Raw genomic sequence first — 14,881 nt, forward strand, 5'->3', positions numbered from 1 at the left:
CTGCGTCACATTTCCCCTCGCCAGAAAGCCCCAAATGCTTTATGAGATAGTTTAACGCTAAACTATCTTGCCGAAAGGGGGAGATCGCCACTATGGCTGCGCGAAAAACCACAAAGAAACCAAATGTTTCTGCGGAAGAACTCAAGACATACTACCGCGAGATGCTTCTGATCCGTCGATTCGAAGAAAAGGCGGGTCAGCTTTATGGCATGGGTCTGATCGGCGGGTTCTGCCACCTGTACATCGGTCAAGAGGCGGTTGTTGTCGGGCTCGAAGCGGCAGCACAGGACGGCGACAAGCGGATCACCTCGTATCGTGACCACGGCCATATGCTGGCCTGTGGCATGGACCCGGGCGGCGTGATGGCCGAACTGACCGGGCGCGAAGGCGGCCTGTCCAAGGGCAAGGGCGGTTCGATGCACATGTTCTCGAAAGAAAAGCATTTCTATGGGGGCCATGGCATCGTCGGCGCGCAGGTGCCTTTGGGTGCAGGTCTGGCCTTTGCCGACAAGTACAAGGAAAATGGCGGCGTGACCTTTACCTATTTCGGCGATGGTGCCGCAAACCAAGGCCAGGTCTATGAGACGTTCAACATGGCCGCTCTGTGGGATCTTCCCGTGGTTTTCGTGATCGAGAACAACCAATACGCCATGGGCACAGCGCAGGCGCGTTCGACCTCGTCACCCGATATTTATGTACGCGGCGAAGCCTTCGGCATCCCCGGCGAGATCGTCAACGGAATGGATGTGCTGGCCGTCAAAGCCGCTGGTGAAAAGGCCGTTGCCCACTGCCGCGCCGGCAAGGGCCCATACATTCTTGAGGTAAAGACCTACCGATATCGCGGCCACTCGATGTCCGACCCGGCCAAGTACCGCACCCGCGAAGAGGTTCAGAAAGTCCGCGAACAAAGCGACCCGATCGAACATGTGCGCGAGCTGCTGCTGACCGGCAAACACGCGACCGAGGATGACCTGAAGGCGATCGATAAGGAAATCAAAGAGATCGTGAACCAAGCCGCCGAATTCTCGAAAGAAAGCCCCGAGCCCGCCGTTGAAGAGCTCTGGACCGACATTTACGCCTGAGAGGACGAATAAGACATGGCAACCGAAATTCTCATGCCCGCCCTTTCGCCCACGATGGAAGAGGGCACGCTGGCCAAATGGCTGGTCAAGGAAGGCGACACCGTATCCAGCGGTGACATCCTGGCCGAAATCGAGACCGACAAGGCGACAATGGAATTTGAAGCTGTCGACGAGGGCATCGTCGGCAAGATCCTGATCGCCGAAGGCAGTGAAGGGGTCAAAGTGAACACCCCGATTGCGGTTCTGGTCGAGGAAGGCGAAGACGCCTCGGCCGTGACCGCGGCTGCACCGGCAGCCGCAGCGGTGACCGAAGCCGCCCCGGCAGCGGTCGAGGCCCCCGCTCCTGCCGCTGCGGCCCCCGCTGCGCCGGTGGTCGACCTGTCGCCCGACTGGCCGGCAGATGCCGAGATGAAATCCGAAACCGTTCGCGAAGCTCTGCGTGACGCGATGGCCGAAGAAATGCGCAACGACGAAGACGTCTATCTGATGGGCGAGGAAGTCGCGGAATATCAGGGCGCATACAAGATTTCCCAGGGTCTGCTGGACGAATTCGGCCCCAAGCGCGTGATCGACACACCGATCACCGAGCACGGCTTTGCCGGCATCGCCGTGGGTTCGGCCTTTGGCGGTCTGAAGCCGATCGTCGAGTTCATGACGTTCAACTTCGCGATGCAGGCGATCGACCAGATCATCAACTCGGCCGCCAAGACGCTGTACATGTCCGGCGGTCAGATGGGTTGTCCGATCGTGTTCCGCGGCCCCAACGGCGCCGCCGCGCGCGTGGCTGCCCAGCACAGCCAGGACTATGCCGCCTGGTACATGCAGATCCCCGGCCTGAAGGTCGTCATGCCCTATTCGGCAGCCGACGCCAAAGGTCTGCTGAAATCGGCCATCCGCGACCCCAACCCGGTGATCTTCCTGGAAAACGAAATCCTCTATGGTCGCACTTTCGACATGCCGCAGGTCGATGACCTGACCGTGCCGCTGGGCAAGGCGCGCATCTGGCGCGAAGGCTCGGACGTGACCATCGTCAGCTTCGGCATCGGCATGCAATACGCACTGGAAGCCGCAGACAAGCTGGCCGAAGACGGCATCAGCGCCGAGGTCATCGATCTGCGCACCATCCGTCCGATGGATACCGGTGCGATCATAAACTCGGTGATGAAGACCAACCGTCTGGTGACTGTGGAAGAAGGCTGGCCGCAAGGTTCGGTGGGCAGCTACATCAGCTCGGTCGTGATGCAGGAGGCGTTTGATTACCTTGACGCGCCGGTCATCAATTGCACTGGCAAGGACGTGCCGATGCCCTATGCCGCCAATCTCGAAAAGCTGGCCCTGATCACCACCGATGAGGTGATCGCCGCCGTCAAACAAGTGACCTACCGGTAAGGAGCGACAGACAGATGCCTACAGAAATTCTGATGCCCGCCCTGTCCCCGACGATGGAGGAAGGTACGCTTGCAAAATGGCTGGTTAAGGAAGGCGATACCGTCTCCTCCGGTGATCTGCTGGCCGAGATCGAAACCGACAAGGCCACGATGGAGTTCGAGGCCGTTGACGAAGGCACCATCGGCAAGATTCTGATCCCCGAAGGCACCGAAGGGGTCAAGGTCAACACCGCTATCGCGATTTTGCTGGAAGATGGCGAAAGCGCGGATGACATCGCCGCGACCCCGGCCAAAGCCCCGGAGGCGGCACCAGCCGCCGCGGGCAACGAGGCTGCCGCGCCAGCGGCACCCGAGGCGCCCGCCCCTGCCCCGGCCGCTCCGGCCAAGGCGGATGGTGGTCGGATTTTTGCCTCGCCTCTGGCTCGCCGGATTGCTGCACAAAAAGGTCTCGACCTGACGCAGATTGCCGGTTCCGGCCCGCACGGTCGCATCGTCAAGGTCGATGTCGAGGGCGCAACTGCCACCGCTCCGGCAGCGGCTCCTGCCACAGCTCCCGCCGCCGCGCCCGCAGCTGCCCCTGCAGCTCCGTCTGGTCCATCGGCGGATATGGTCGCGCGGATGTACGAAGGCCGCCCGTACGAGGAAATCAAGCTCGACGGTATGCGCAAAACCATTGCCGCACGCCTAGGCGAGGCCAAACAGACCATCCCGCATTTCTACCTGCGCCGCGACATCAAGCTGGATGCGCTGCTGAAGTTCCGTAGCCAGTTGAACAAGCAGTTGGAAGGCCGTGGCGTGAAGCTGAGCGTCAACGACTTCATCATCAAGGCCGTCGCCAACGCGCTTCAGCAGGTTCCAGCCTGCAACGCCGTCTGGGCGGGCGACCGCGTGTTGCAACTCAAGCCGTCGGACGTGGCCGTAGCGGTCGCGATCGAGGGCGGGTTGTTCACCCCGGTTCTTCAGGACGCCGACATGAAATCTCTGTCGGCGCTTTCGACCGAGATGAAGGATCTCGCCGCCCGTGCCCGCGAGCGCAAGCTGGCACCGCACGAGTATCAGGGTGGCACGTTCGCCATCTCGAACCTCGGCATGTTCGGCGTCGACAATTTCGACGCCATCGTGAACCCGCCTCATGCCGGCATTCTGGCGGTGGGTACCGGCGTGAAAAAGCCCGTTGTCGGGGATGATGGAGAACTGACGGTGGCGACCGTAATGTCCGTTACCATGTCCGTCGATCACCGCGTCATCGACGGCGCGCTGGGGGCAGAACTGCTCAAGGCTATTGTCGACAACCTGGAAAACCCGATGGTCATGCTGGCTTGACGACCCGAATAATGCCCGTGCCCCGGACAGCCGGAGCGCGGGCAGCCTCAAGTGTTTTCACTGAGTTGAACTTGCGTGATCGGGGCATCGATTGCCCGATGCATCAAGACGCCCCACTTCCTTCCATTGGAAGCAGACGGAAGGCAGGTGCGCGATGCTCTCAAAAAATCTCATTCTCAGCCTGACTGTTTCGGCGTTTCCGGCAGCCATGTCACCTGACTTTGCCTTGGCAAAGCCCAACGGCTATCCGGGTGAGCATTCAAAGTTCAAGCCAAACGATCCGGCCGCGATTGCCCGGCAGAAAGCCGCACAGGACACACGGCAAGAGCTTCGCAAACAAAAACGGGAAGAACGGCGGCGCAAGCGGTTGGACAAACGCGCCAACCGCTCTCGCTGAGCTGCTACTGATCCTTGCCCAGCATATGATCCATCGAGATCGAAGGCTGGTCGCACCCGGCTTCCCCCACGATCTTGGCGGGGATACCGGCGACGGTCTTGCAGGGCGGCACCTCTTGCAACACCACCGAACCGGCAGCGATGCGGCTGCAATGCCCAATGGTGATGTTGCCCAGCACCTTGGCCCCGGCCCCGATCAGAACACCGTCTCCGATTTTTGGATGACGGTCTTCTTCTTCCTTGCCCGTTCCGCCCAGTGTCACCGAGTGCAGCATCGATACGTTGTCGCCCACCACTGCCGTCTCGCCAATCACGATGGAATGGGCATGGTCGATCATGATGCCCTTTCCGATTTTGGCTGCCGGGTGAATGTCGATCCCGAAAATCTCGGACGAACGCATCTGGAAGAAATAGGCCAGATCATAGCGCCCCTTGCGCCACAACCAATGGGCCACGCGATATGCCTGCATGGCCTGATACCCTTTGAAATACAGGATCGGCTGCAACAGCCGATGGCAGGCCGGGTCACGTTCGTAAACGGCCATAAGGTCCGCCCGAGCAGCTTCGAGCAAACCCGGATCGTCGGCATATGCCTCATCCACGATTTCACGCAGAACCATCATCGACATTTCGTTCGAACACAGCTTGGCCGCCACCCGATATGAAAGCGCGCGTTCAAGGCTGCGGTGATGCAGGATACAGGCGTGCACAAGCCCCCCCATGAGGGGCTCTTTCTCGACGGCCGCATGGGCTTCGGATGTGATACGGGTCCAGACCGGATCAACCGGTGTCACATGGCTGCGCTTTTCGAACATGGCTTTGATCCTTTGCTGCGCCTAGAATGCCATTTAGTGGCAAAAAGACCAAACGCAAACCCATGATCGGTCATGTAACGAAAATGAATGAGTCAGAGCGCACCCATTTCGAAACACGAATTCGCGTGCGATTGGTGGAATTGCAGCAGATGTCAGCGTCGGGGCAGCAGGCTCAGGCCGTTGTCGAACTGGATCAACAGGCCGTTGGACGGCTGAGCCGCATGGATGCGCTGCAAAATCAGGCCATGGCCAAGGCACAGCAGGCCAATCGCGATGTGAAAACACGCCGGCTTCTGGCAGCGTTGGACCGGCTTGACGACGGCGAGTTCGGATATTGCGAAGACTGCGGCGAGCGCATTCCGGATGGGCGTCTGAATCTGGATCTGGCCGCCAGCAAATGCGTCAGCTGCGCGTCCGGCTAGCCTGAAATCTGGCAAGCTGGTGCAGAACCATCTCAAAACACTGGCAATATTGCAGATCGTCAAACCCGGGTTCATCGGCCAGGGCCCTGTTTCGTGCAACGGCCATGAGAGAACCATTGCCGTAAACCGGGTGGAGCTTGCCCGTGCGCTCCAAATGCCTGTCGGCCAATTCCGCCTCGTGGATCATCCGCACACACAAAGCCCCCCTGTCCGGCTGCGGCACGGCCAGCAAGGCGCGCGCCGCAGCACTGACATCCCCATGCAGAACCGGCCGCATTAGGCAGCGTGCCCAACCGCAAGACGCGACCAGGCACCCGGTCCGAATACAGCAGATACCTGGGCCACTTCGACCTCATAGCCCCCGGACAGACCATCCGCCGCTTTCATGGCCGTCGAATAGGTCCACCTTGGTTCGGATGTCAGTTCTTCGCGCAGAACGGTTCCACTCGCAATGACACGGACCAGGTAGGATTCGCTTTCTTCGCCCAAGGGAATCTCCAGCCCCGACCAGTCATCCGCATCCGTTCGGGCACGTCGGATCCACGTAAGCTCATCCCCGGCGGTACCAGACCGAACCCGCATGTGCACAGGCGCATAGGGGCGCAATCCGTTGCCTGCAAACGAGGCAATCAGGTGTTGATAGGACGGATCATCATAGCCGCGGGTCGCAGGCCCAATGCGATAATGTTTGGCAAGACGCCTTTCGTTTCGCAGCAGGCTGATCTGTTGCACCCTGTCATTCAGCAGCACGAATACTGATCCATCCGGCCAGACATCAGGCATCAAAGCGTCTGTTCCCAGTTGACCCCTGAGCCGCCCGGACAACGCGTATACATCCGGGGCCTCGAGCGCCGCGTCAGCGAACTGAAAAACCTCCCAGTTACCGGGTGTTCCGTCACCGATTGCAGCCAGATTGACGCCATTCATCACCGAGCTGCGCGGACGGGATTCCAACTGACCCGTAAGCAGTTTGACCTTCAAGGCAGGGCCCTCATCCCAGACACCGACACTGGCGCGCCTCAGCGGTGTTTCGGTCACGCCGACCACTGCCCGCTGGGCAATGACATCGCTCAGGCGATAGCCATAGTCACTGGACGAGGAATAGACCGTTGCCGCCCCGGGCCATGGATCCCCGGTAACGGCCAGATAGGGCGCATGAGGGGCCTCGGCGCCCGTGATCAAGGGCAGATCCAGAAAAACCGGCAGCACGGGGACCGGCGCCGCATATGGTTTGACCGTTGCCGGGTCATCATTCAATTCGGACGCCTTGTACACGCCCTGTTCGATCCGGACCGCTTCAACCAGTTGCAGGTCGGCGGATTCCAACCGGTCGATCCGGTACACCGGCCCGGTTTCAGCGTCTGTCAAACGAACCAGATCCCCTGCCCCCAGGTGCATTTGAGACGGCGGAAGCGCAAACCGAACCGTATCGCGGGAAACTCTGGCTTCGCTCAACCAGCGTTCGGCCGTTTGCCGCCCTTCGGTGCGGGTCATGGACAGAGGCATCTCATTCACCGATACGGAATGGGTGCGATCATCGGGCAAAACCGCCTCCTCCGCGACGACGTCATGATCCGCGTCCGACTGAACAAAGCGCAGACGAACGCGCCCGGTCATTTCGGCCTCGGCCTCGCGCCGGTGTTCGACCGTGCCCTCAAGATCGCTGCTGATCGCCAGATGGTCGGGGTTCAAGGCAACTGCGCCGTACCCGTCGCGCATCTGGAACTTCAACACTCCATCCCTTTCGATCGCATCAAACCCATAGCGCAGCATCAGCGGCTGCAAGGCGGAACGGGCGTTCGTCACGTCTTCGATGACATACCCGCGAACCACACCGTACAGACCAGAGACGTCTATATCCGTGACACCTGCACCGTGGCAGATTTCGGTCACCACGGAGGCCAACGTACGAGACCCGGACCGACCGTTCAGCCAGTGCCCTCTGGGATAGTTCTCGCCATCGTCCCACTGGCTTTTCAGGTTCGGAAAGGTCGGAAACGGACGGGTATCCCATGCCCAGACATACACGTTTGCCATGTCCAGCATCGGCGCGCCGTAGATGTCCGAGATCGGATTGACCTTCGGATCGCTCCAATAGCCAAGCATCGCCGTCAGATACTGAACCTGAATGAAGTCGTCGCGCAGCCCGTTTGAATACGCGGGCAACAGCGATTCCGATGACTTCGGGTCCAGGAATTTGTTCGGCTGGTTCGTGCCCTTGTCGATTGCCGCACACCCCAACTCGGTGAACCAGATCGGTTTCGATGCGGGCACCCAATCGGTCGGATTGGATTGACGCACACCTCCGATCCGTTCGTGATGCGGATTCGACCACCAGTTGCGCAGGTCCTTGTATCTCCAGATCCACGGCTCGTCATGCCCCTGATCTTCGATCGGAGTCCTGATCTGCGCTTCCGCCTCTTCCGGAGAGGCGTAGTACCAGTCATACCCTTCACCGCCTTCGATATTGCTGCGAAGGTACCCCAGGTCGTAAATCGAAGGCGCGCCGGCCTCGGCGTCCAGATGGTGTTCACCGTCACGCCAATCGGACAACGGCATGTAGTTGTCGATGCCGATGAAATCGATGTTGTCGTCCGCCCAAAGAGGGTCGAGGTGAAAATACCTGTCGCTGGTGCCTTTTGGCTGGTATCCGAAATACTCGCTCCAATCCGCTGCATAGCCGATTTTTGTGTCCGGCCCCAGAATCTGACGCACCTCGGTCGCCAAGGCGCGAAGCTGCGCAACGGCCGGAAAGCCCGAAGCCCCCCTGATCTGGGTCAGGCCACGCATCTCCGACGAGATGCAGAATGACGAAACGCCGCCGGCAGCCTTGCACAGCATGGCATAGTGCAGAATGAAACGCCGCAGGCTCCATTCCTGAGGGCCGGAATATTGGATGATTTCTTTGGCCGTGACGCCGCTGTCCCCCAGCAGCCCGCCAAAGGTACCGCCCCCGGAGACCCAAGTTAAACCGGTATCCCCTCTGTCGTCAGGCCGACCACCCGGTCTGGGCCTGACCAGACCACCCGAGCCATCGTCGGTGCCGCCCGATCCGTTCGTATCCTGGTTGATCGCAAAATCCTGCGCACGTGCTGTTCCGAAGAACGCGGCGACCTGTGCATCGGCCGATGCCGTCTGGTCCGCGGAACCGGGACGCCCCGGCGCCACATCCAAGGTGATCCGCCCACGCCATGGCAGGTGAGGCTGACTTGACGCATCCGACCAGGGATCAGGCAGCCCGTTCCCCGTCAATTGCTCCATCAGGATAAAGGGGTAAAACATTACCCGCTTGCCGGATTGGTTCAGATGGCGGATCGCCTCGACCACGGCCACATCGGCCGGTGTCCCCCCATAGACCGGGCGGCCGTTTTGTCGCACCACAAGCCCGGCGTCGCTTCGGGCCTGATCGGATACGATCCAGGGCATGTCGCTGCTGTCGATCTCACGCTGTTCGATCTTTGGCCGGATCTTGCAGTGTCCGCATCTCAGGTCATCGCCGAACCACGACACCACCAAAGATGCGGCATCACAATTGGGCAACTCGCTTTCCAGCGCTCGGGTCGAGGAGACAAGATCCGAGGTGCCGGACGCGGAATGTGCGTTGGCAGGCCAGCTCTTGCCAGATTGTGAATAATTCACCTGAGAGCTGGCCAGAGCGTATTCCCCGGTCCCCGGTATCATGGCAACCCCGCGCACGATCTGAGGCAATGCACTGTCGTGATCGGGCATGTCCCGCTGCGTGGGGCGCACAACTTCAAATGAAAACTGCGGCACCCGATTGCCAAAAGCGCCGAGCGGGAAGTCCTCGATCACGACATAGGCGGTTCCGCGATAAGCCGGAACCGTTCCGGCGCCTTCAATCGCCTCGATCAGCGGGTCCGGCAACTGGTCCCACGTGCCATGGTAAACCCGCATATTGAAGCCGGATCGATCTTGTTCTTCTCCATCCGCCCAAATGCGCGCGACATCGGCGATCTCACCGGCGCCAACCGCAATCGCCAGCGAAATCGAGTAACTGTACGTGACGGTAGTCACCTCAGGGGTCTTGGGTTTCCCCTTGCCCCCGCCGCCGCCACCCTCTGTGGTCGTTGTCTGGGTCTCCAGAAAATCCGAAGCCCAAATGACCTGACCGCCCACACGCATACGGCCAAACACGGTGGTCACCGGCGCACCTTCGCCGGTTTCCGTCAACCGAAACCGATCCATGCGACCGGTTTCGACGACTTCACTGCCACTGCCCATAACGGACTGGTTAAAGAACTTCTGATCAAGGATCCGCCCGACCGTCGCACCAACAGCCCGACCGATAATTGCGGTTGAAAGGCCCGCAACCGTGCCCCCGATCGAACCGCCCAGCGCGGCCCCGGCTGCAGAAAGAAGAATAGTGGCCATCAATGCATCTCCATCGGGAATTCGAAACAGGAAACGATACGGCGGCACCAAGGCCTGCTCAGTGCGTTTTCCACCACGCCGTGGCCGGAATACGCGTGAATAAAGCGGGGTTCGGGGTGCGTAGTACTGACGATGCCCAGATGCTTGGCGACGCTTGCGTCGCGCATCCGAAACAGCAGAACATCCCCCGATGCCATCTTGCCTATTGGTTTTTCGACCAGATGCCGCCTGGCAGCCACCCACATCCGTTCCTCGCCCTGCGGTTCGGACCAGTCCATGCTGTAGGCCGGAACAGATTCAGGTTCCCGCCCGATCACGGCGCGCCAAACGCCGCGCAACAGGCCCAGACAATCCGCACCGGCACCTTTGACCGAGGCCTGATGCACATAAGGCGTTCCAAGCCAATTGCGCGCCTCTGTCACAATAACCTCTCTACGTATCGTCACCGTAAGCTGCCTCCGCTATTGGTTTTGCTTTTCTTGGGAACAGCCATGACCCAGTCTTCGCCTGGAAGATCTGGAAACCCTTGAAAATTTAGAAAGTTGTTGAACTTGAACTGGCAGGTTTCCATGCGCTTGTCGCATCCTGCCCGCAGTTTCACGCTGTCGCCGATCGCCAGGCTGGCCCCGAAACCGGACCAAAGCGTGATTTCCCGCCCGGTTGCCGTCTGCCTGTCGTTCTTGATCGAAGACCACAACCCCTTGGCAGAACCGGACAAAACGTCCACGCGCCCCCGTTCGAACCAGCCTTCTTCAATGGTCTGACCTCCTGCAACATGCAAAAGGGTGCCGCCATCGAAACCCGAGATCACACCGTTGAACCAATACCCCGGCGTGTCGGTGTTGAACCGGCAGGCCCGATCCCCCAACACAGCCGTGCACGGCTTTTGGTAAACACGCCCCAAAGGGCGGTTCAGCAAGTCGGTCAGGCCGCGCAATTCCGCATGGAACGCGCCGCCAGAGCGGCGCAACTCACCGATTGAACCACGGAACTGAAGGATGCGCTGATCCAGATCTGCCCAGTTGACCAGCCAGGCGCGCACTTCGGCCCCGTCAAAACGCCCCGCTTCGATATCCTCGTCGCGAATGGCCGCGTCAGACAGTGCGCCCATCGCTTCTGTGTTGTCGATGGACAGGCCCGTGGCCTGCTCGATGGCGGCGGCCGTCAGGCCGGTACTTGCCTTGAAGGTCAACCCGTCAAAACTCAGCTCCCTGTCGTGGTCGGTGAAACCGTATTCCTGACCGTCCGTGCGCTTGATCGCCCAACAGCGGCAGACCGTTGTCAACCCGCTTTGCAGATGCGCGTGCAGGCCCTTGATATCTTCAGCCATCAGATGCGCACCTCGACCACTGGAACGTTCGGTACGTCGCCGGCCTGAAAACTGGCAACGCTGGTCTGGATTTTGTCGGTGTCAAAGCGCACCGGCACGTCAAATTCATAACCCGCGGTGATATCGACCTCTTCCGGCGGCGGGTCCGCAAACGTGACCCTTCCCGTCGTCAGATCAACGTCAAAATCCACGCCCTCGCGGACCTCATCCTGATCCAGCCCCAGACGCACCGTCCCCAATACCGGTTTCACGATGGGGCGCGCATAGCTTACCCCGCCCGATTGGTAGGTCTTGATCAACTGGAATACGGTGCATGTTCCGTCGCCTTTCGCGATTACCTGATCTCCGAAATTGATGTCCGCCGTGGCCTTGCCGGATTTGAAATCCGACCAGTCTTTCCAGCGAAAGCCGAACATTTGGCCCTGCCGCGCTTCGAAGAACGAAATCAGTGTCTCGATATCGTCCAGCGACCGCATCCCCAGCCCCGCATCATATCGGCGACGCGAATGGGCCCAGGGGGTGTTGCGCTCTTCAAAACCATTGGCCAGCGTCACGATGTCCGTGCGCCGTTCCGGCCCCCCGACCGAGCCAAAGCTCAGGCTGGCGGGAAATCTCACCTCGTGGAAATTCATCAGCTGCTCCCTGATTTACCTGTTGCGATTGCCGCGCCCCAGCGCGCGGCTCATCTGGGCCGCAATCTGCCCCTGAGAGCGGCGGAACCCCTGCACGTCAGGTGTCGAAATGTTCATCACCACATTCACGGCACGCCCGGCGCCTTGCGTCCGCACGCCCAGCTTGCCATCGGCCCCGCGCGCAAGCGGCATGATCGCCTCTGGCCCGGCTTCTCCCATCAGCCCGGTGCCGCCGCGCATGGGAAACATGGTCGGGCCGCTGACCACACCGCCATTGGCGAAGGGCATCACCCGGCCCTGGCTGAAGCTTCCGCCATCGGCAAAGGGCAGAATTCCCTTCACCAACCCGCCGACCGTGTTGGCCAGCATGCCGCCAAAGTGGTCCGTCACCGGCTTGATCGCAGCCGCATAAGCCGTTTGGATCAAAGAGTTCTTCAGGATATCCAACGCACCGGAAAGGCTCATCCCATCCAGAACGACACCATCGAAGGCCTTGCGCAATCCGCTGGACATGCCGCGCTCCAGCGTCGCGACATCCTTGCCGGTCTCTTCAAATGCGGCGCTGATGCGCTTCATCTGGCTGTCAAACGCCGCCGCCATAGTCGCAGCATCGCCGAGGGAATCGCCCAACGCTTCGCCTCGTTCTTGCAGGTCATCAAACCCGTCACGATCTGTCATCACGCTCTCCTTGTGTCTTGTCCGGATAGGCCGCCTGCAAAGCGTCCAACCCCGCCCGGTTCATTGCGGGCGCTCCGGAACCCTGCCCAAGCATCAGCCGCAGCTCTGCCGGGGTCAGACGCCAGAATTGATCCGGCGTCAGTCGCAGCCCCAGAAATCCGGCCCGCATCAGGACAGGCCAGTCGAACCCGCTCATGCGCCCTCCGGCACCATGAAGGCGCGCGCCAACAATTCGGCTGCGGTTCTGGCGGCAGCCATGGGGCCGCCTTCGATCTCGGCATGCATAAGGTCGGTCCGGGCAATGTGGCAGCCACCGCCCCGCAAACCGGCAACGATCAGCTCCAGAACATCCGCACTGGAATACGCACCGCCCTCAAACCGCTGCACCAGTTCAACCAGCGACCCAGCATTCAGCTCCTGCTCCAACTCCGCCAAAGCACCAAGCGTCAGTTTGAGCACCCGCTGCTCGCCATCGATGGTCAGCGCCACCTCGCCTGTCCACGGATTGGCCATCGGATCAAAGCGCCGTGAAGGTCAGAGCACCGGCACTGGCCATGCTCATCTCATAGGTCGCCTCACCGTTGTGCGAGCCCGCGTACTCGATGCTGGTCACCTGGAACGGGCCTTCTACAATCCCGAAATCAGGGATGATGACCTGAAAGGCTGGAGTTTCGCCATCAAAGAACAACTGCCGCGCGCGTTCATCCGTGCCAGCATCCTTGAACACGCCCGAGCCAGAGATCGAAGCCGATTTGACCCCCGCCCCGGACAAAAGCTCGCGCCATCCACCCTGGCTTTCCAGACTGGTGACTTCCACACTTTCAGCATTGAAACTTATGCGCGTGGCCCGCAGCCCCGCGATGGTCTGGAACAGGCCGGTACCGTTCATATCCATTTTGACCAACAGGTCTTTTCCGTTCTGGGCAGCCATGTGCTCTCTCCGTTGATTGCTTAGTCATCTTCCACGCGGGCGCGGAACTTCAGGTCGATCTGGCGGATGGTGCCGCCGGTCCCGGTGCGCCGGGCCGAGGCCCGCTCGAACCACAGCCCCACCAAACGCCCGCGACCCAGGTTGAGTGGCGCGTTTTCCAGCGCGTCACACACCGCGCCGGCCAGTGTTTTGGCAGCACCGAACCCTGCCTCCTGGGACACCACCGAAACGGTGAAGCGGTGTATCGCGCCCGCGCCTGTTCGGTCCGACGCGTCCCGCACCTCTTCGGGGCCCAGCGTCACATAGGTCTGCGGCACGGTTCCTGCGGGTACGGCATCATAGATCGCGCCCCCCGATTGGCTGCTGACTGCTGCGTCCGCTGAAAGCTGTTGATACACGGCCGCCTGCAAAACGGCGGAAACGCCATAGCTCATGCCGCCACCTCTTCATCTGCGAAACAGGTCAGGAACTTGCCGCGCGGGTCATGCTCGGCCACGGCCCGGATTACGAAACAGCGATTTCCCTCGCGAAACCGCTGATCTGGCGCGGGGCGCATCAGAGATCCCATGGGCGCTCCGCGTACCACGATGCGGTACCCGACACGCGACACGGACGCTCCGGCGATCTGCCGTTCCGCCCCACTGCGCGCCGTCACCTCGGCCCACAGTGTCCCCATCGCAGCCCATGTTTGGGTATAGCCCCCCGCCCCATCAGCAGTTCGCATTGGCGCCTCCAGCACCAATTTACGGTTCAGATGCGGCGTGTTCATTGCGATACCCCCGCCCCGAAACGCACCATGCGATAGCGCTGGATCAGGCTGGTGACACCAAAGGGCATACAACCCGCGCCCAACGAGGTTTCATCCCGGTATTCATAATAATGCGCCGCCAGCAGCAGCACGGCTTGCCCAAGATCGGCAGGCAGCCCGCCCCAATCCTGCGCCATCCCCGCGACAAACGAGATCTTTACGGAACCACCCGTTTCGATGGCAGGCAGGCTGGATCCCAATGGGCGTATCCGGGGCCGCTGGCTGTCATGCTCCAGCCGATAGGTCGCAGCGTTTGCAACTGTTTCGGCTCCTTGCTTGTCAGTCAGCGTCACAGCCTGAACTGAAACCACCGGGGCCACAGGCAGCACTTCGCCCGACGGGTCGCGCCACCTGTTCAAACTCCACGAGAATTCCCGTGTGATCAGAACCGTGCCAGTGCGCGCCTCGATCGCCGCAATGGCGGCCCGCAGGAACCCCTTCAACACTTCATTCTGCACATCATCCTCGGCAAAGCCCGTGCCCAACCTCAGATGCGCCTTGAACTGATCCACCGGCAGCGCCGCATCCGCGATGGCGGTCTCTTCGATCAACATCATCCACTCACTCCGCAATCTCGGACCCCTCCAGGGCCCCATCTTTGGAAATTGGCGGGCACGCGCCGCCCCACGTTGCTCGGACGGAGGGGAGCAGCTAGACAACGCAGAGGATCTCACTCCGGCCCGC

The 14,881-nt window shown here is 60.7% G+C and carries 18 protein-coding genes; 5 read left to right on the forward strand and 13 right to left on the reverse strand.

The features are described 5' to 3' along the window. Window positions 1-92 precede the first annotated feature (92 nt). From pdhA to ACR0FB_RS03065, 4 genes are all read left to right on the forward strand, one after another. The gene (pdhA, locus tag ACR0FB_RS03050; RefSeq protein ID WP_171115415.1) at window positions 93-1,082 is read left to right on the forward strand and encodes a pyruvate dehydrogenase (acetyl-transferring) E1 component subunit alpha; all 990 of its coding nucleotides are present in this window, start codon (window positions 93-95) and stop codon (window positions 1,080-1,082) included. A gap of 15 nt (window positions 1,083-1,097) precedes the next feature. After that, window positions 1,098-2,471 carry a pyruvate dehydrogenase complex E1 component subunit beta gene (locus ACR0FB_RS03055; protein WP_171631707.1) on the forward strand — a complete coding sequence of 458 codons (1,374 nt, stop codon included), beginning with the start codon at window positions 1,098-1,100 and terminating at the stop codon, window positions 2,469-2,471. Between the two features lie 14 nt (window positions 2,472-2,485). Beyond that, window positions 2,486-3,793, forward strand: coding sequence for a pyruvate dehydrogenase complex dihydrolipoamide acetyltransferase (locus tag ACR0FB_RS03060; RefSeq protein ID WP_480619656.1), 1,308 nt, complete (start codon window positions 2,486-2,488; stop codon window positions 3,791-3,793). Between the two features lie 154 nt (window positions 3,794-3,947). Next, window positions 3,948-4,190 (forward strand): hypothetical protein, encoded by a 243-nt coding sequence (locus ACR0FB_RS03065; protein ID WP_171723067.1) that lies wholly within the window; start codon window positions 3,948-3,950, stop codon window positions 4,188-4,190. Between the two features lie 4 nt (window positions 4,191-4,194). On the opposite strand, the gene cysE is transcribed toward ACR0FB_RS03065, so the two are convergent. Beyond that, a complete protein-coding gene (cysE, locus tag ACR0FB_RS03070; RefSeq protein WP_152458304.1) occupies window positions 4,195-5,004 on the reverse strand; it encodes a serine O-acetyltransferase in 810 nt (269 codons plus the stop codon). Between the two features lie 83 nt (window positions 5,005-5,087). Between cysE and ACR0FB_RS03075 the strand changes: the two genes are divergently transcribed. Then, the gene (locus tag ACR0FB_RS03075) at window positions 5,088-5,426 is read left to right on the forward strand and encodes a TraR/DksA family transcriptional regulator (RefSeq protein WP_480619658.1); all 339 of its coding nucleotides are present in this window, start codon (window positions 5,088-5,090) and stop codon (window positions 5,424-5,426) included. On the opposite strand, the gene ACR0FB_RS03080 is transcribed toward ACR0FB_RS03075, so the two are convergent. The 12 genes from ACR0FB_RS03080 to ACR0FB_RS03135 are packed head-to-tail and all read right to left on the reverse strand — an operon-like array spanning window position 5,407 to window position 14,754. Then, complete coding sequence (locus ACR0FB_RS03080) at window positions 5,407-5,703, reverse strand: DUF7742 family protein (RefSeq protein WP_152458306.1); 297 nt, start codon at window positions 5,701-5,703, stop codon at window positions 5,407-5,409. The two genes, ACR0FB_RS03075 and ACR0FB_RS03080, sit on opposite strands and share 20 nt — an antisense overlap. After that, a complete protein-coding gene (locus ACR0FB_RS03085; RefSeq protein ID WP_480619660.1) occupies window positions 5,703-9,818 on the reverse strand; it encodes a baseplate multidomain protein megatron in 4,116 nt (1,371 codons plus the stop codon). Before ACR0FB_RS03085 ends, ACR0FB_RS03080 begins: the two co-directional genes overlap by 1 nt. Further along, window positions 9,818-10,264: an NlpC/P60 family protein gene (locus ACR0FB_RS03090; protein ID WP_171631691.1), complete on the reverse strand. Its 447-nt coding sequence runs from the start codon at window positions 10,262-10,264 to the stop codon at window positions 9,818-9,820. The genes ACR0FB_RS03085 and ACR0FB_RS03090 overlap by 1 nt, the downstream gene beginning before the upstream one ends. Beyond that, a complete protein-coding gene (locus ACR0FB_RS03095) occupies window positions 10,261-11,148 on the reverse strand; it encodes a DUF2163 domain-containing protein (RefSeq protein WP_480619662.1) in 888 nt (295 codons plus the stop codon). Before ACR0FB_RS03095 ends, ACR0FB_RS03090 begins: the two co-directional genes overlap by 4 nt. Continuing rightward, window positions 11,148-11,780 (reverse strand): phage distal tail protein, Rcc01695 family, encoded by a 633-nt coding sequence (locus tag ACR0FB_RS03100; RefSeq protein WP_480619664.1) that lies wholly within the window; start codon window positions 11,778-11,780, stop codon window positions 11,148-11,150. The genes ACR0FB_RS03095 and ACR0FB_RS03100 overlap by 1 nt, the downstream gene beginning before the upstream one ends. 15 nt (window positions 11,781-11,795) lie before the next feature. Continuing rightward, complete coding sequence (locus tag ACR0FB_RS03105; RefSeq protein WP_171723063.1) at window positions 11,796-12,458, reverse strand: phage tail tape measure protein; 663 nt, start codon at window positions 12,456-12,458, stop codon at window positions 11,796-11,798. After that, window positions 12,445-12,654: a rcc01693 family protein gene (locus tag ACR0FB_RS03110; protein ID WP_209832770.1), complete on the reverse strand. Its 210-nt coding sequence runs from the start codon at window positions 12,652-12,654 to the stop codon at window positions 12,445-12,447. The genes ACR0FB_RS03105 and ACR0FB_RS03110 overlap by 14 nt, the downstream gene beginning before the upstream one ends. Further along, window positions 12,651-12,971: a gene transfer agent family protein gene (locus ACR0FB_RS03115; RefSeq protein ID WP_480619666.1), complete on the reverse strand. Its 321-nt coding sequence runs from the start codon at window positions 12,969-12,971 to the stop codon at window positions 12,651-12,653. Before ACR0FB_RS03115 ends, ACR0FB_RS03110 begins: the two co-directional genes overlap by 4 nt. Before the next feature lie 4 nt (window positions 12,972-12,975). Beyond that, window positions 12,976-13,389 carry a phage major tail protein, TP901-1 family gene (locus tag ACR0FB_RS03120; protein ID WP_480619668.1) on the reverse strand — a complete coding sequence of 138 codons (414 nt, stop codon included), beginning with the start codon at window positions 13,387-13,389 and terminating at the stop codon, window positions 12,976-12,978. 20 nt (window positions 13,390-13,409) lie between these two features. Then, a complete protein-coding gene (locus tag ACR0FB_RS03125) occupies window positions 13,410-13,823 on the reverse strand; it encodes a DUF3168 domain-containing protein (RefSeq protein ID WP_480619670.1) in 414 nt (137 codons plus the stop codon). After that, window positions 13,820-14,158: a phage head closure protein gene (locus ACR0FB_RS03130; protein ID WP_480619672.1), complete on the reverse strand. Its 339-nt coding sequence runs from the start codon at window positions 14,156-14,158 to the stop codon at window positions 13,820-13,822. Before ACR0FB_RS03130 ends, ACR0FB_RS03125 begins: the two co-directional genes overlap by 4 nt. Beyond that, entirely contained in the window at window positions 14,155-14,754 is a 600-nt protein-coding gene (locus tag ACR0FB_RS03135; RefSeq protein WP_480619674.1) for a head-tail connector protein, read from the reverse strand. Before ACR0FB_RS03135 ends, ACR0FB_RS03130 begins: the two co-directional genes overlap by 4 nt. Window positions 14,755-14,881: the final 127 nt, after the last annotated feature.

The organism is Ruegeria sp. P10, from assembly GCF_056534925.1.

What these genes read in the sequence shown, in the direction of transcription:
- ACR0FB_RS03060 (WP_480619656.1), top strand. Translation starts at nt 2,486, where the DNA reads ATGCCTACAGAAATTCTGATGCCCGCCCTGTCCCCGACGATGGAGGAA.
- pdhA (WP_171115415.1), top strand. Translation starts at nt 93, where the DNA reads ATGGCTGCGCGAAAAACCACAAAGAAACCAAATGTTTCTGCGGAAGAA.
- ACR0FB_RS03130 (WP_480619672.1), bottom strand. Translation starts at nt 14,158, where the DNA reads ATGAACACGCCGCATCTGAACCGTAAATTGGTGCTGGAGGCGCCAATG.
- ACR0FB_RS03095 (WP_480619662.1), bottom strand. Translation starts at nt 11,148, where the DNA reads ATGGCTGAAGATATCAAGGGCCTGCACGCGCATCTGCAAAGCGGGTTG.
- ACR0FB_RS03080 (WP_152458306.1), bottom strand. Translation starts at nt 5,703, where the DNA reads ATGCGGCCGGTTCTGCATGGGGATGTCAGTGCTGCGGCGCGCGCCTTG.
- ACR0FB_RS03115 (WP_480619666.1), bottom strand. Translation starts at nt 12,971, where the DNA reads ATGGCCAATCCGTGGACAGGCGAGGTGGCGCTGACCATCGATGGCGAG.
- ACR0FB_RS03055 (WP_171631707.1), top strand. Translation starts at nt 1,098, where the DNA reads ATGGCAACCGAAATTCTCATGCCCGCCCTTTCGCCCACGATGGAAGAG.
- cysE (WP_152458304.1), bottom strand. Translation starts at nt 5,004, where the DNA reads ATGTTCGAAAAGCGCAGCCATGTGACACCGGTTGATCCGGTCTGGACC.
- ACR0FB_RS03135 (WP_480619674.1), bottom strand. Translation starts at nt 14,754, where the DNA reads ATGATGTTGATCGAAGAGACCGCCATCGCGGATGCGGCGCTGCCGGTG.
- ACR0FB_RS03100 (WP_480619664.1), bottom strand. Translation starts at nt 11,780, where the DNA reads ATGAATTTCCACGAGGTGAGATTTCCCGCCAGCCTGAGCTTTGGCTCG.
- ACR0FB_RS03085 (WP_480619660.1), bottom strand. Translation starts at nt 9,818, where the DNA reads ATGGCCACTATTCTTCTTTCTGCAGCCGGGGCCGCGCTGGGCGGTTCG.
- ACR0FB_RS03065 (WP_171723067.1), top strand. Translation starts at nt 3,948, where the DNA reads ATGCTCTCAAAAAATCTCATTCTCAGCCTGACTGTTTCGGCGTTTCCG.
- ACR0FB_RS03075 (WP_480619658.1), top strand. Translation starts at nt 5,088, where the DNA reads ATGAATGAGTCAGAGCGCACCCATTTCGAAACACGAATTCGCGTGCGA.
- ACR0FB_RS03110 (WP_209832770.1), bottom strand. Translation starts at nt 12,654, where the DNA reads ATGAGCGGGTTCGACTGGCCTGTCCTGATGCGGGCCGGATTTCTGGGG.
- ACR0FB_RS03125 (WP_480619670.1), bottom strand. Translation starts at nt 13,823, where the DNA reads ATGAGCTATGGCGTTTCCGCCGTTTTGCAGGCGGCCGTGTATCAACAG.
- ACR0FB_RS03120 (WP_480619668.1), bottom strand. Translation starts at nt 13,389, where the DNA reads ATGGCTGCCCAGAACGGAAAAGACCTGTTGGTCAAAATGGATATGAAC.
- ACR0FB_RS03105 (WP_171723063.1), bottom strand. Translation starts at nt 12,458, where the DNA reads ATGACAGATCGTGACGGGTTTGATGACCTGCAAGAACGAGGCGAAGCG.